The sequence below is a fragment of the Pseudomonas sp. RA_15y_Pfl1_P11 genome (genome assembly GCF_963970975.1).
GTDB classification, from domain to species: domain Bacteria; phylum Pseudomonadota; class Gammaproteobacteria; order Pseudomonadales; family Pseudomonadaceae; genus Aquipseudomonas; species Aquipseudomonas tritici.
This window is the reverse complement of record NZ_CAXAOY010000020.1, coordinates 55,123-69,368: the sequence shown is the minus strand read 5'-3', so window position 1 is coordinate 69,368 and position 14,246 is coordinate 55,123. Positions and strand designations below refer to the sequence as shown.

At 61.2% G+C, this 14,246-nt stretch carries 14 protein-coding genes and 1 pseudogene; 5 read left to right on the top strand and 10 right to left on the bottom strand.

The window, feature by feature from the left end; translation table 11 throughout:
• Positions 1-26: 26 nt before the first annotated feature.
• Positions 27-845 carry a shikimate 5-dehydrogenase gene (locus AACY44_RS22645; protein WP_339420026.1) on the bottom strand — a complete coding sequence of 273 codons (819 nt, stop codon included), beginning with the start codon at positions 843-845 and terminating at the stop codon, positions 27-29.
• A 155-nt stretch (positions 846-1,000) separates the two neighbouring features.
• Here AACY44_RS22645 and AACY44_RS22640 point away from each other — a divergent pair, with 155 nt between their 5' ends.
• Together AACY44_RS22640 and AACY44_RS22635 are read left to right on the top strand one after the other, a co-directional pair.
• Positions 1,001-1,354, top strand: a complete 354-nt coding sequence (locus tag AACY44_RS22640; protein WP_339531101.1) for a hypothetical protein — start codon at positions 1,001-1,003, stop codon at positions 1,352-1,354.
• A gap of 224 nt (positions 1,355-1,578) precedes the next feature.
• Positions 1,579-1,773, top strand: a complete 195-nt coding sequence (locus AACY44_RS22635; RefSeq protein ID WP_010211349.1) for a hypothetical protein — start codon at positions 1,579-1,581, stop codon at positions 1,771-1,773.
• 285 nt (positions 1,774-2,058) lie between these two features.
• On the opposite strand, the gene AACY44_RS22630 is transcribed toward AACY44_RS22635, so the two are convergent.
• A complete protein-coding gene (locus tag AACY44_RS22630) occupies positions 2,059-3,126 on the bottom strand; it encodes an AI-2E family transporter (protein WP_339428149.1) in 1,068 nt (355 codons plus the stop codon).
• A gap of 236 nt (positions 3,127-3,362) precedes the next feature.
• Between AACY44_RS22630 and trhP the strand changes: the two genes are divergently transcribed.
• Positions 3,363-4,685 carry a prephenate-dependent tRNA uridine(34) hydroxylase TrhP gene (gene trhP, locus AACY44_RS22625; protein WP_339531098.1) on the top strand — a complete coding sequence of 441 codons (1,323 nt, stop codon included), beginning with the start codon at positions 3,363-3,365 and terminating at the stop codon, positions 4,683-4,685.
• Between the two features lie 59 nt (positions 4,686-4,744).
• Here the strand turns inward: trhP and AACY44_RS27845 are convergent, their stop codons facing one another.
• The 4 genes and pseudogenes from AACY44_RS27845 to AACY44_RS22610 form a co-directional block, all read right to left on the bottom strand.
• Positions 4,745-5,500, bottom strand: a complete 756-nt coding sequence (locus AACY44_RS27845; protein ID WP_370467857.1) for a methyl-accepting chemotaxis protein — start codon at positions 5,498-5,500, stop codon at positions 4,745-4,747.
• 102 nt (positions 5,501-5,602) lie between these two features.
• Positions 5,603-6,424: pseudogene (locus AACY44_RS27840) on the bottom strand (cache domain-containing protein); the annotation flags it as partial.
• Between the two features lie 73 nt (positions 6,425-6,497).
• A complete protein-coding gene (locus tag AACY44_RS22615; RefSeq protein ID WP_339420140.1) occupies positions 6,498-7,817 on the bottom strand; it encodes a Na+/H+ antiporter family protein in 1,320 nt (439 codons plus the stop codon).
• Between the two features lie 10 nt (positions 7,818-7,827).
• Entirely contained in the window at positions 7,828-8,031 is a 204-nt protein-coding gene (locus tag AACY44_RS22610) for a hypothetical protein (RefSeq protein WP_339531096.1), read from the bottom strand.
• A 24-nt stretch (positions 8,032-8,055) separates the two neighbouring features.
• Between AACY44_RS22610 and AACY44_RS22605 the strand changes: the two genes are divergently transcribed.
• Positions 8,056-10,203 (top strand): methyl-accepting chemotaxis protein, encoded by a 2,148-nt coding sequence (locus AACY44_RS22605; RefSeq protein ID WP_339420016.1) that lies wholly within the window; start codon positions 8,056-8,058, stop codon positions 10,201-10,203.
• Positions 10,204-10,342: 139 nt separating this feature from the next.
• Here the strand turns inward: AACY44_RS22605 and AACY44_RS22600 are convergent, their stop codons facing one another.
• The 4 genes from AACY44_RS22600 to AACY44_RS22585 are packed head-to-tail and all read right to left on the bottom strand — an operon-like array spanning position 10,343 to position 12,937.
• On the bottom strand, positions 10,343-11,659 hold the full coding sequence (locus AACY44_RS22600) for a sensor histidine kinase (protein WP_339420014.1): 1,317 nt from the start codon (positions 11,657-11,659) through the stop codon (positions 10,343-10,345).
• A complete protein-coding gene (locus AACY44_RS22595) occupies positions 11,656-12,324 on the bottom strand; it encodes a response regulator transcription factor (RefSeq protein ID WP_049709086.1) in 669 nt (222 codons plus the stop codon). Before AACY44_RS22595 ends, AACY44_RS22600 begins: the two co-directional genes overlap by 4 nt.
• Positions 12,324-12,635: a PepSY domain-containing protein gene (locus AACY44_RS22590; protein ID WP_339420011.1), complete on the bottom strand. Its 312-nt coding sequence runs from the start codon at positions 12,633-12,635 to the stop codon at positions 12,324-12,326. Before AACY44_RS22590 ends, AACY44_RS22595 begins: the two co-directional genes overlap by 1 nt.
• On the bottom strand, positions 12,635-12,937 hold the full coding sequence (locus tag AACY44_RS22585) for a PepSY domain-containing protein (protein ID WP_339436203.1): 303 nt from the start codon (positions 12,935-12,937) through the stop codon (positions 12,635-12,637). Before AACY44_RS22585 ends, AACY44_RS22590 begins: the two co-directional genes overlap by 1 nt.
• Before the next feature lie 158 nt (positions 12,938-13,095).
• Between AACY44_RS22585 and AACY44_RS22580 the strand changes: the two genes are divergently transcribed.
• Positions 13,096-14,175, top strand: a complete 1,080-nt coding sequence (locus AACY44_RS22580; RefSeq protein WP_339531094.1) for a patatin-like phospholipase family protein — start codon at positions 13,096-13,098, stop codon at positions 14,173-14,175.
• The last annotated feature ends 71 nt before the right edge of the window (positions 14,176-14,246 follow it).

Below are 14,246 nucleotides of genomic sequence, written 5' to 3'. Positions count from 1 at the left end.
GGTGGGGGATGCGATGGGATGAGGTTTCAGGCACGCGCAAATGCCACGGCTTTCTCGAATTGCTCAGGAGTCGGACGCACACCGGTATAGAGCACAAATTGCTCCAACGCCTGGATCGCGATCACTTCCAACCCAGTAATCACCCGTTTGCCTTTGGCACGGCCCCGCACGATCAATGGGGTTTCAGAGGGGATCGCCACCACATCGAACACCGTTTCGGCAGCCTCCACGGCTTCGGCATCAAACGCCAGGGCGTGCGCCTCAGGCCCGCCGGTCATGCCGATAGGTGTCACGTTGATCAGCATCTGTGGGCGCAATTCACCCAAGTCGGGCAACCATTCATAGCCCAGGTTCTGCGCCAAGGCGCGGCCTGCGGCTTGATTGCGCGCCACTATTACGCCACTAGCGTAGCCACCATCGCGCAAGGCACTGGCCACGGCCTTGGCCATGCCGCCGCTGCCACGCAGGGCGAATGTCGATGACTGCGGCACGGCGTGCTTTTTCAGCAGTTGCTCAATGGCGATGTAATCAGTGTTGTAGGCCTTGAGATGCCCATCGGTGTTGACGATGGTGTTTAGCGAGTCGATGGCTTGAACTGAATCGTCGAGTTCGTCCACTAAGGCAATGGCGGCCTCCTTGAACGGCATGGAAACCCCGCAACCACGGACGTTCAGCGCGCGGATACCAACGATCGCGCCGGGCAAATCCTGACTACTGAAGGCTTTATAGTAGAAGTTCAGACCCAACTGTTCGTACAGGTGGTTATGAAAACGCAGGCCAAAATTCCCGGGGCGCGCCGACAGCGACATGCACAGCCGCGTGTCCTTGTTGGGGTGCATCTGCATGGGTAACTCCTTGAGTAAGCGATTCGATACAGACCTTACACAACCTTTACCTAGCGGCTGTGCTGTTTTTCAGAAATACGTTGTCTTAAAAGTATCCCCGCGACATTACTTGAGTCCATTGATTGCAGACCACAAGCGCAGGGGCTAACCGAGGAATGACCATGATTCGTACAATCCCCAAGATCGCCTTGCTTGTTGGCGCACTCGCGATGGCAGGCCAAGCCTCCGCCCACGGTGGTGGTTGGGGTGGCCCGGCCGTATTGGGTGCCCTGGTCGGCGCAGCAGTCGTGGGCTCCGTGGTTGCCAGCCAGCCACGTGAGGTCTATGTGCAGCAGCCGGTGTATGTGCAACCGCAACCGGTGTACGCCGCGCCGCCGCCGGTCTATTACGCACCGCCGCCACCGGTGTATGTGCAACAACAGGTCTACTACCGCCCGGCGCCGGTGTATTACGGTCCACCGCGTGGTTATTACGGCCGCCCCCACGGCTACTACGGCCGCGGCTGGTAATCGATCACGCTGAAACGGGCCTCGCAGGTTGCGAGGCCTTTTTTTGTCTGAAAAGTCCGGATTCATCCTGCAAAGGTCGTTCCGAGGACAATGCCCGTCGCGTATTCGCACATCATCAACACCAATGTCTACTTGCTCGACCGGGCCTCACGCTGTCATGTTTGTGTCACGACACACTCCCACTATCGAGCCTGTCCACCCAATAACAACAAGGACGACTGACCATGCCCACGCAAAACCCACACCGCACCGCTGGCCTCTGCACGTCCAGCAAGGTGTACAGCGCCCTCACCGAGCTCAAGCACCTGGAAGGCCACCGCAGCGCCAAATTCCTCGCACTGCTGGCAGAAAACCTGGTGCGCAAGGGTTTGCTCAGTGAGCAGGAAGTGGTGAACATGCTTGATCAGGTGGTGGACTGACGCCTCGCGTTGATGTCGACTATCGAGACGGTTGATTTTTCCTACGCCGCCCAGCCCCGTAAGGTGACCTCCATAGCGATTGGAGGTCCTTATGCCCACTGTTCAGATCATGTCCGTCATCGGCAGCGCCGTCCCCGCCCCTCTTCGGGAGCTGGGCTTGCTCGCCTGCTGGTACCTAGTACGCGATGGCGAAGCCATCAGGGGGCCTTTCAGGAGCAGTGGAGAAGCAGTTGCAAGCCTCAAGCTGCAAGCTTGAGGCTAAAAGCTTGAAACTTACAGCTGCCCCTAAGGCAACGGCAACTTGACCCGCGGCTTGCTTTCCACAAACAACGCCCAACTGGACATGAACAGCGCCGCCACCAGCGGCCCGATCACAAAGCCGTTCAAGCCAAACACCGACAGACCGCCCAGGGTGGAGATCAGGATCAGGTAGTCCGGGATTTTGGTGTCCTTGCCCACCAGGATCGGACGCAGCACGTTGTCCACCAAACCAATCACAAACACGCCAAACAGCGCCAGCACCACGCCCTGCCAGATCGAGCCGCTCAACAGGAAGTAAGCGGCCACCGGCCCCCACACAATCCCCGCGCCCACCGCCGGCAACAACGACAGAAACGCCATCAATACCGCCCAGAGCAACGCACTCGGGATATCGAGGAACCAGAAGATCAACCCGCCCAGCGCACCCTGGGTCACGGCCACCAGCACATTGCCCTTGACCGTGGCACGCACCACCCGATTGAACTTGAGCTGCAACCGGCGCTTCTGCGGTTCGGCCAGCGGCACCGCCGTGCGCACCTTGCGCACCAGGTCCGGGCCGTCGCGCAGCAGGAAATACAGCAAATACAGCATGGTGAAAAAACTCACCAGGAAATCAAACGTGCCCTGGCCGAAGCTGAACGCCTGGGTCGCAAAGAACTGGCTGCCCTGCATCGCGCTCTTGACGATCTTCTCGCGCAAGCCTTCCAGGTTGCCCATGCCAAAACGGTCGAGCAGGTGCTGGAAATACGGCGGCAGCACGTTTTTGAACTGCTCGATATACCCCGCCACGTCCAACTTACCGCTTTCAACGTTTTTATAGAGCGTCGCGCCCTCTTGCACCAGCAAGGAGCTGGTGATGATCACCGGCAGGATCGCAACTATCAAGCAGGCACTCAAGGTGGCCAGGGACGTAAGGTTGCGGTTCCAGCCAAAGCGCTGCTGCAGGCGGCGCTGCATCGGGGCAAAGATAATGCCAAGGATCACCGCCCAGAATACCGCGCCGTAAAACGGCAGCAATATCCAGATAAAGGCAATGGTCACCAGGACCAGCAACAACAGCAGGGTTTTGAATTGCAGGTTGGTTTGATTCATGTCCGATCCATGTCAGAAAAGCAGTGGCCTCGTGTAGGCCCTGTTGCTTAGTCCGCAGCGAAACCTGGGAGTGCCCTAGGTTATCGAACAAGCATAGACCGCCTCACTCAACGGCTTTGGCCTCCTTCAACAGCGCCTGTCGATACACAGCGATACAAAAAGCCCAAACAACGACCTGGATCAATAAACCGTCGTGGCCGCTCGGCTACCTTCGCGACCTTTTGCGACCCGTGCCCATGCCTCCCATCCTCGCCCCCGAACTGCTCGCCCCTGCCGGCACCCTGAAAAACATGCGCTACGCCTTCGCCTACGGCGCCGATGCGGTCTACGCCGGCCAGCCGCGCTACAGCCTGCGAGTGCGCAACAACGAGTTCGACCACGCCAACCTGGCCCTCGGCATCAAGGAAGCCCACGGGCTGGGCAAACGTTTCTACGTGGTGGTGAACATCGCGCCGCACAACGCCAAGTTGAAGACCTTCCTCAAGGACCTGGCCCCGGTGATCGCCATGGGCCCGGATGCGCTGATCATGTCCGACCCCGGGTTGATCATGCTGGTGCGCCGGCACTTCCCGTCGATGCCGATCCATCTGTCTGTGCAGGCCAACACCGTGAACTGGGCCAGCGTGGAGTTCTGGCAGCAGCAAGGGATCTGCCGGGTGATCCTGTCGCGGGAACTGTCCCTGGAAGAGATCGGCGAGATCCGCCAGCAAGTACCGGCCATGGAACTGGAAGTGTTCGTGCACGGTGCCTTGTGCATGGCCTATTCCGGACGCTGCCTGCTCTCGGGTTATATGAACAAGCGTGATGCTAACCAGGGCACCTGCACCAACGCGTGCCGCTGGAAATACCAGGCCACGCCAGCAGTGGAAAACGCCACGGGCGATATCGTCCAGGTGTTTCAACCGGAACCGACCCTGGGCATTGGCACACCGACCGACCAGGTGTTCCTGCTGCAAGAGGCCAACCGCCCCGATGAGCACATGCCCGCCTTCGAAGACGAGCACGGCACCTACATCATGAACGCCAAGGACCTGCGCGCGGTGCAGCACGTGGAGCGCCTGACGCACATGGGCGTGCATTCGCTGAAGATCGAAGGCCGCACCAAATCCCATTTCTACTGCGCGCGCACCACCCAGGTGTATTGCCGCGCAATCGATGATGCGGTGGCCGGTCGCGCCTTCGACCGCAGCCTGATGACCGACCTCGAATCCCTGGCCCAGCGCGGCTACACCGAGGGTTTCCTGCGCCGCCATGTGCACGATGAGTACCAGAACTACCAGAGCGGCAGCTCGGTGTCGCAGCGTCAGCAATTCGTCGGAGAGCTGACCGGCGAGCGTTGGGGCGAGTTGGCCGAGGTCAAGGTGAAGAACCGCTTTGCGGTGGGCAATCACCTGGAATTGATGACACCGGCCGGCAATTTTCACTTTGATCTGGAGAGGATGCACAACAGCCGGGGCGAGGCTGTTGAGGTCGCGCCGGGAGATGGGCACACGGTGTATGTACCTGTCCCGGCGGAGATGGATGTGCGCTTTGGCTTGCTGATGCGTGATGTCTTGTAGCCGCTGGATCGCTTCTTAACACCGCCGAGCATGGGTGGTTTCAGCTTGCTATGGCGGCTTCAGATCCTGAACTGACCGACCAATTGCCCCAACCGTTGACCCAGCTCCGCCAGGCTACGTGAGGTCTGCGCGCCCAGCTGGGTCTCGTCGGCCACGCTGTCCACCGCCACGGCAATCTGATGCACGCTGCGGTTGATCTCTTCGGCGACCGCGGTCTGCTCTTCGGCGGCGCTGGCGATCTGGGCGTTCATCGAATTGATGGTGCCGATCAACTGGGCAATGGTGTCCAGCGACGCGCCAGCTTCGTTGGCCTGGGCCGAGGTGCCATCCCCGGCATCGCTGGAACGGCGCATGGCCTCCACGGCGGCTTCGGTGCCTTTTTGCAGGCGGTCGATCATGCCCTGGATTTCCTGGGTGCTGGTCTGGGTGCGGCTGGCCAGGGCACGCACTTCATCGGCGACCACGGCAAAACCACGCCCGGCCTCCCCTGCCCGTGCCGCTTCGATCGCCGCGTTGAGCGCCAGCAGGTTGGTCTGTTCGGCGATGGAGCGGATCACGCTGAGGACACTGACGATAGAGGACACGTCTTGCTGCAAGCTGTCGAGGGACACACCGCTGCTACGGATGTCGTTCACCAGCGCATGGATCTGCGCGATGCTGCCGTCCACCACGCGCTTGGCGGCCTGGCCTTCGGCGTCGGTTTGCTGGGCAGCCACCGAGGCGCCCTGGGCACTGCGCGCCACTTCTTGCGCAGCGGACGACATCTGATTGATCGCAGTCGCCACCTGGTCGGTCTCGTGGCGCTGGCGCTCCATGGCCTGTTCGGAGCGCTGGGCCTGGTCGGAGACCTGGCTGACCAGACCAGTGAGTTGGGTGGTCATCTCGGTGATCTGGCGCACCAGGCCGTGGATCTTGTCGACAAAGCGGTTGAACGCGCCGGCAAGATCGCCCAGCTCGTCCTGGCTGGTGATGGCCAGGCGGCGGGTCAAGTCGCCTTCGCCGGCAGCGATATCGTCGAGGTTGGCTTTCATCAAGGTCAGCGGACGCAGGATGGTATTGGCCAGCACCATGCCGACGGCAGCGATCACCAGCAGCACCACCACAGCCACGCCGAGGATGCTCAGCAACACGCCTTCCATGCGTTTTTGCACCTTGGCCTCGACCACCGCGACCTGGGCTTCGATGCCGTCCAGGTTGACGGAGGTACCGATGACCATGTCCCATTTAGGCAGGTATTCGGTGTAGCCCATTTTGGGCACGAGTTCGGTCTGCCCCGGTTGGGTCGAGCTGTATTGCAGGTAGTGGGTGCCGTCCTTGCCGACCTTGACCAGGTCGCGGTTGACGTAGACGCCGTTGGGGTCGCGGTTGTCCTTGAAGCTCTTGCCCACGCCGTCTGGGCTGTTGCCCTTGAACAGGCGGATGGTCTCGGAGTCATAGCCGAAGAAGTAGCCGTCCTTGCCGTAGCTGGTGTTGGACAGCAACTTGACCACCTCTGCGCGCGCGGCGGTATCGCCCGGGGCGGCGGCGTCGTAGAGCGGCTTGACGGTGCTCATGGCCACTTCTACATAACTTTGCAGGGTAGCCTTGGCGTCGTTGAGCAGGCGCTGGCGGGTTTCATCCACCTCGTTGCGCGCCTGTCCTTGCAGGATCCACACGGTGGTCAGGCTGATGACCACCGCAAACAGCAACACCGGCACTACGGCGAGGGACAGAACTTTGGCCTTGAGGCTCAGACGCATGGCTTTTCTCTCTTATTAGTCACGACTTGAGAGGCTATCGGCCAATTGCGCGGATTCTGTAGTGAGCGCGCCGTCAGAGGGTCATCGCCGCCAGCCAGCCAAACGCCAGCAATGGCAGGTTGTAGTGCAGGAACGTCGGCACCACAGTGTCCCAGATATGGTGGTGCTGGCCGTCGATATTCAGGCCGGAGGTCGGGCCGAGGGTGGAGTCAGAGGCCGGTGAGCCGGCGTCACCCAAGGCACCCGCCGTGCCGACGATGCACACAATGGCGACCGGGCTGAAGCCCAGTTGCACACACAGCGGCACAAAGATCGCGGCCAGGATCGGCACGGTGGAGAACGACGAACCGATGCCCATGGTCACCAGCAGCCCGACCAGCAACATCAGCAATGCCCCCACGCCACGGCTATGGCCGATGAACGCCGCGGACGTTTCCACCAGCGCGCGCACATCGCCGGTGGCTTTGAGCACTTCGGCAAACCCCGACGCGGCAATCATGATGAAGCCGATCATCGCCATCATCTTCATGCCTTCGGTGAACAGGTCATCGGTATCGCGCCAGCGCACGATGCCCGACACCGAGAAGATCAGGAACCCGGCCAGCGCGCCGATGATCATCGAGTCCAGCCACAATTGAATGATGAACGCCGAAGCAATCGCCACCCCAGCCACCAGCAGGGTCAACGGGTTGTACTGCACCGCCACCTGCTCGACGCGCTCGATTTTTTCCAGGTTGTACACACGCTTTTTGCGGTAGCTGATAAACACCGCCACCAGCAGGCCGACCACCATGCCCAGGGCCGGCAAGCTCATGGCGTGGGTGACGCTGACCTGGCTGATGTCCACGCCGCTCTTGGCCACGTTGGCCAGCAGGATCTGGTTGAGGAAGATATTGCCAAAGCCCACCGGCAGGAACATGTAGGGCGTGATCAGGCCGAAGGTCATCACGCAGGCGATCAGGCGGCGGTCCAGTTGCAGCTTGGTCAGCACATACAACAGCGGCGGCACCAGCAACGGGATAAACGCAATGTGGATCGGCAGGATGTTCTGCGAGGCAATCGCCACCCCCCACAGCAGGCCGATCAATAGCCATTTGACGTGACTGCCACCGCTGGCTTCCTGGCGGTCCACTCGCAGCAGCGCCTTGTCGGCCAGGGCATGAGCCAGGCCAGACTTGGCAATCGCCACCGCAAAAGCGCCGAGCAAGGCGTAGGACAAGGCCACGGTGGCACCACCGCCCAAACCGCCATTGAAGGCCGTGAGCGTGGCGTCGATGCCCAGCCCACCGGTAAGGCCGCCCACCAGTGCGCCAACGATGATGGCGATGACCACATGCACGCGGGACAGGCTGAGCACCAGCATGGTGCCGACCGCGGCAATAACTGCGTTAATCATGGTTACCTCAAGCAAAAAACGTAAACAACAGGCATGCCTGCGCCCGGGCGGCCATCGGGCGGCAGCCGACGTACAGGCTTGAAGGAGGTCTTATTAGAGGGCGCGCACTTTGCCGCAGGTGGGCGCGCATGTCAAAAAGCGGCGCCGCTTTCAGGTTTAAATTGATCGTTTGAATTAAGAAAGTTTGAAATCGGCCGATAACCGGGCTCATGTGTTTTCAGGTAAGGATGTACCGATGTCGCTTAGGCAGCTCTCCATTCAATGGAAAATCACCCTGCTCGCCGGCCTGTGCCTGCTGGGAATCGTGACCCTGCTGGTGGGTCTGTCGCTGTATCGCATGGAGCAGAGTTCGCAGCAGGTCAAGGCGTCCAGCATGCAGATGCTGGATGAAGCCGCCCAGGCGCGCATCGAAGCCCAAGGCGAAGTGCAGGCGCTGGGTATTCGGCAGCAGTTCATGGACGCCTATCAGTACGGCCATGGTTTTTCTCGTCAGGTGCTGTTCTTGCGCGAACAGGCGGAAAAACGCTTTCTCGACGCCTTCGACACCCGCGAAGACCTGACCCGCCAGGTCAGGGCCGCGTTGCAGGCCAACCCGGACTTGCTCGGTTTGTCCCTGGTGTTCGAAGCCAATGCCCTGGATGGCAAGGATGAGTTGTTCGCAGGCCAAGCCGAACTGGGCAGTAACGACAAAGGCCGCTTCGCCCTGTACTGGTCGCAGCCGACACCCGGCAAGCTGACCTCAATGGCCTTGCCGGAAAGCGACATGTCCGACGCCAGCGTCGGCCCCAGCGGTGAAAAGGCCAACGCCTGGTTCACCTGCCCGCGCACCACCCTCAAGCCGTGCGTGATCGAACCCTACTTTTATGTGATCGACGGGCAAAACGTGCTGATGACCAGCATCGTTTTTCCGTTGATGGTCAATGGCAAAGTCATCGCCTCGTTATCGGTCGACATCAACCTCAACAGCCTGCAGGCCGTGAGCCAACAGGCCAGCCACAAGCTGTATGACGGCCAGACCCACGTCAGCATCCTCAGCCCTACAGGTTTGCTCGCCGGCCACAGCCAGGACGCCAGCAAGCTCAGTCAGCGCCTGGACCAGGTCGACAGCGCCAATGGCGCACAATTGATCAGCGCCCTGTCTGGCAGCACCCACATCCGCAGCCTGCGTAGCGACCACCAACTCAAGGTGCTGGCGCCGTTCGCGCCGATCCCGGATGGCAAGCCGTGGGGCGTGTTGCTGGATGTGCCGGAGAAAGTCCTGGTAGGCCCGGCCGAAGCGCTCAAGGCGCAACTGGACGCCGATAACACGCGCGGCACCCTGCTGGAACTGGGCCTGGGCCTGCTGGCGGCAGTGGTCGGCCTGATCCTGGTGTGGCTGATGGCACGCAGCGTGACCCGGCCGATCCTCGGCGTAGCGCAGATGCTCGAAGACATTGCCAGCGGCGAAGGCGACCTGACCCGACGCCTGGCCTACGACAAGCAGGACGAGCTGGGCCAACTGGCCGGCTGGTTCAACCGTTTCCTGGACAAGCTGCAACCGATCATCGCCGAGGTGAAGCGTTCGGTGCAGGACGCCCGTGGCACCGCCGACCAGTCCGCCGCAATTGCCACGCAAACCAGCGCCGGCATGGAACAGCAGTATCGTCAGGTCGACCAAGTGGCCACTGCTTCCCACGAAATGAGCGCCACCGCCCAGGATGTGGCGCGCAGCGCTGCGCAGGCGGCCCAAGCTGCACGCGATGCCGACCAGGCGACCCGCGACGGCCTCACAGTAATCGACCGCACGACCCGCAATATCGGGGAGTTGGCGGCGGATATGAGCACGGCCATGAACCAGGTCGAAGGCCTGGCTGCCAATAGCGAAAAAATCGGTTCGGTGCTGGAAGTGATTCGTGGTATTGCCGAACAGACTAACCTGTTGGCGCTCAACGCCGCCATCGAAGCGGCCCGCGCCGGTGAGGCTGGACGTGGCTTTGCGGTGGTGGCAGATGAAGTGCGCAACCTGGCGCGGCGCACCCAGGAGTCCGTCGAGGAAACCCGCCTGGTCATCGAGCAGTTGCAAGGCGGCACCGAAGAGGTCGTCAGCGCCATGGACAATAGCTATCGCCAGGCCCAGGGCAGCGTCGAACAAGTTGGCGAGGCGGTGACCGCCCTTCGCCAGATCGGCGAGGCCGTCACGGTGATCAGCGACATGAACCTGCAAATCGCCAGCGCTGCCGAAGAGCAAAGCGCGGTGGCCGAGGAAATCAACAGCAATGTGGCGACGATTCGCGATGTGACCGAATCGCTGTCGGAACAGGCGAATGAATCGGCGCGGGTGAGCCAGGCGTTGAATAGCCTGGCGAATCAGCAGCAGGGGTTGATGGATCAGTTCCGGGTCTGACGGTGTAATAGATCCAATGTGGGGCTTGCTCGCGAATCCGGTACATCAGTCGACATATTCAGAGACTGACACACTGCATTCGCGAGCAAGTCGAATCGTCGCACCGCCGCTCCCACATTTTGATTGTGGTGTGTCAGGACTAACGCTTGGGCAACTCAATCAGTACTTTCAAACCGCCCAACGCACTTTCCTGCAACTGCAACACCCCTCCCCACACCTCGACGATATCCCGCACGATACCCAACCCCAGGCCATGCCCATCAGTCTGCTCATCCAGCCGTGCGCCGCGGCTGAAGACCTGATCGCGCAGGGTTTCGGGTATGCCGGGGCCGTCGTCCTCCACCGCCAGCACGTAGCTGTGCGCAGTCTCTGTGACGGTCAGGCGCACCTCGGCATCCGCCCATTTGCAGGCGTTATCCAACAGATTGCCCAGCAGCTCCAGCAGGTCTTCACGGTCCCAGGGCAGTTGCAGCCCGGGCGCGGCGTGATAGCTCAGGTCCAGGTGCTCACCGTGGATCATGTTCAAGGTGGCGAGCAGGCCCGGCAATTCCTTTTCACAGTCGAACAACGCACCCGGCAAGGTTTCACCGGCCAGGCGCGCACGGTTGAGTTCACGGTTGAGGCGTTGCTGCACGTGTTCCAAGTGATCACGCAGCAGCTTGCTCAGTTCAGGGTGATCCTTCATCAGCGCTTCGCTTGACGCCGCGCTCAAGAGTACCGCCAGCGGGGTCTTGAGGGCGTGTCCGAGGTTGCCCAAGGCATTGCGCGAACGCTTGAGGCTGTCTTCGGTGTGGGCCAGCAAGTGGTTGATCTGCGCCACCAGCGGCTCCAGCTCCAGCGGCACCTGGGTGTCGAGTTGCGAACGCTGGCCCTGTTGCAGTTGAGCAATCTGGTTACGCGCGGTTTCCAAGGGGCGCAAGGCGCGGCGCACGGTGAGCCGTTGCAGGACCAACACCAGCAGCAGCGCCGCCAGCCCCAGCACCAGACCGATCTGACGCATCAGGCGAAAGCTTTCCCGCACCGGCGTGTAGTCCTGGGCCACGCTGATGGAAATCGACTGCCCGAAGCGTTTGTAGTCCTCGCGCAACACCAACAGTTGCTGACCTTCCGGCCCCAGTTGCAGGTTGCCCTTGAGGCCGGCCTCGGGCAGTTGCGGCAGCTCCTGGTCCCACAACGAGCGGGAGCGCCAGTGCGTATCGGCGAAATCAATCCGGAAATAGTGCCCGGAAAACGGTCGTTGGTACGCTGGCGACAAGCGTTTCTCATGCAGTTGCAAGCCATCTGGGCCGCGTACCAGCGCGACCAGCAGGCTCTCACTGTCGTCGCGCAGCCCCGCTTCCAGGTAGCGCTGCAAGCCCGTTTCAAACAACCAAAGACTGGTTTGCGCCAACGCAACGCCGACAATCACCATAACGCTGACCAGGCCCAGGCTCAGGCGCCGCTGGATCGACCTCATTCGGCGCTGGCGCCAAACCGGTAACCCTGGCCGCGCCGGGTTTCGATCACGCTGCGCCCCAACTTGCGCCGTAGGTGGTTAACGTGGACTTCCAGCACATTGGAGTCGCGCTCGGTTTCGCCATCATACAAATGCTCGGCCAAGTGGCTTTTCGACAGGATTTGCTCGGGATGCAGCATGAAGTAGCGCAACAGGCGGAATTCGGCGGCGGTCAGCTGGATCTCTGCGCCATCGCGCAGCACGCACTGGCGCCCTTCATCCAAGTGCAGGCCAGCCGCTTGCAGGGTGGGCTGATTGGCCTGCCCATGGGAGCGGCGCAGCAGCGCCTGGATGCGAAGGTGCAGTTCCTCGGGATGGAACGGTTTACTCAGGTAGTCGTCGGCGCCAGCCTTGAGCCCTTCGATGCGCTCGGCCCAGGAATCACGCGCCGTGAGAATCAGTACCGGGATGGCCAGCGCGGCGGCCCGCCATTGCGCCAGTACTTCAAGCCCAGGCAAACCGGGCAGGCCAAGGTCGAGGATGATCAGGTCATAGGGTTCGCTGCGTCCCTGGTACACCGCATCGCGGCCATCAGCCAGCCAATCGACGGCATAGCCCTGGCGTTGCAAGCCGGCCAACAGTTCATCGGCCAGAGGTACGTTGTCTTCCACCAAAAGCAGGCGCATCAGTCTTCCTCGTCTTTGATCAGCGCACCCGTGGATGCATCCAACTTGATCTCACGCACCACGCCTTCGGCGGTGACCAGTTCCACTTCATAGGCATATTTACCGTGCTTTTTCTCAAGCTCGGCCTCCAGCAGGCGCGAACCCGGATGACGCGCCATGGCCTGGTCCAGCAACTGCTCCAGCGACAGGATCACGCCGTTCTGGCGCAGGACCAAGGCCTCGTCCTGATCAAGATCGCGGGCTGCCAGGCTTGAGCAAAAAGCCAGGAGCAGCAACGCCATTCGACTGCCGCCGTATAAATTTACCTTCATTACGTTTCCTGATGATTCTTGAGAACCTGCCCGGTGAGCGCGTCCAATTCAACCTCCCACTCGATGCCATCGGTATCCTCCAGTTCAACTTGGTAAAGATACTTGCCGTATTCCTCGTCCAGGTCGGTATCCAGCAGTGTTGAACCCGGGTGCAAGGCCAGGGCCGTGGCTTCCAACTGATCAAAGGCGATAATTGTAACAGTGGCAGGCACTTTCAGTGGTTTGTCGGGGTCCACGGCTTGGGCCTGGATCGCCGTGAAGGCAATGATACCGGCGGCGACCAGCACTGTAAGGCGCATCATTGGGAGTCTCCGTTTCAAGATTTTTCCTACGTCGGCCACCGTACCTGTAGCAACTTAATTGAAACTGAATTGCCACCATGGCAATTTCCGACATCCCTCTTCCCCAATTATTGTGCGAAATTTCCTATACAACCCTGCTCGCTTCCACAGAGACCGGTATGACAGCGATTCACATCAAGTTTCCCGCCCTGACCCTAAAGGCCGGTAAACGCGCCTTTGCGCGCATTCGCGAACAAGGCCTGGCGCCTGCCGATGTCGGCATCCTGCCTGGCGCGGCCGGCGGCCCCAAGGCGCTGGGTATCCAAGGCCTGGACCTGGCGCTGTTTGGCGATTGGTTGCCGCGTGCACCACGGGAACGCGCGCTGATCGGCGCGTCCATCGGCTCCTGGCGGTTTGCCAGTGCGTGCCTGCCGGACCCGGTGCAAGGTCTGCTGGACCTCGGGCGCCTATATAACGAACAACGCTTTGCCAAAGGCGTGACCATGGCCGCGGTCAGCCAGAGCTGCCAGCGCATGCTCGACGACCTGCTGGCCGGCCGCGATGCGCAGGTGTTGGAAACACCCCACTATCGCCTCAACATCATGGTGGTCAAGAGCCACGGCCTGCTTGCCGATGATCACCGTGGGCGCCTCGGGCTGGGCTTGTCGTCGGTGATTGCCGATAATTTGCGTGGCCGCGCACGGCTGTCGCGCCACTTCGAACGGCTGATCATCCACGACCCGCGCCAGGCGCCGCCGGTGCATCCTTTGAAGGATTTTCCGTCACGCTTCCTCGACCTGGAAGTGGGCAACCTGCGCCAGGCGCTGCTGGCGTCGGGCTCGATCCCCATGGTGATGCAAGGCGTACGCGACCTGCCCGGCGCGGGCGCCGGCACCTACCGCGACGGCGGCCTGCTCGACTACCACCTCGACCTGCCTTATCACGGCGATGACATTGTGCTGTACCCGCACTTTACTGACCGGGTCATTCCCGGCTGGTTCGACAAAGGCCTGCCATGGCGGCGCAGCAATCCGCAGGGTTTGCAGGATGTATTGCTTCTGGCGCCGTCCAAGGACTACCTCGCCCACCTGCCCCACGGCAAACTGCCGGACCGCAGCGACTTCAAGCGCTTTATGGGCGACGACCCGAGCCGCAACACATATTGGCAGACCGCGATGAGCGAAAGCCGGCGGTTGGGGGATGAGTTTCTTGAGCTGGCGGATAACGGCAAATTGGGCGAGCACATGCTGGCGCTATGACCAAGCGGTATGCGCGACAAGGGATCAAGCTGTTAAACTCGCCGCCTGCCAGACATCGACCGAGCTGAAAA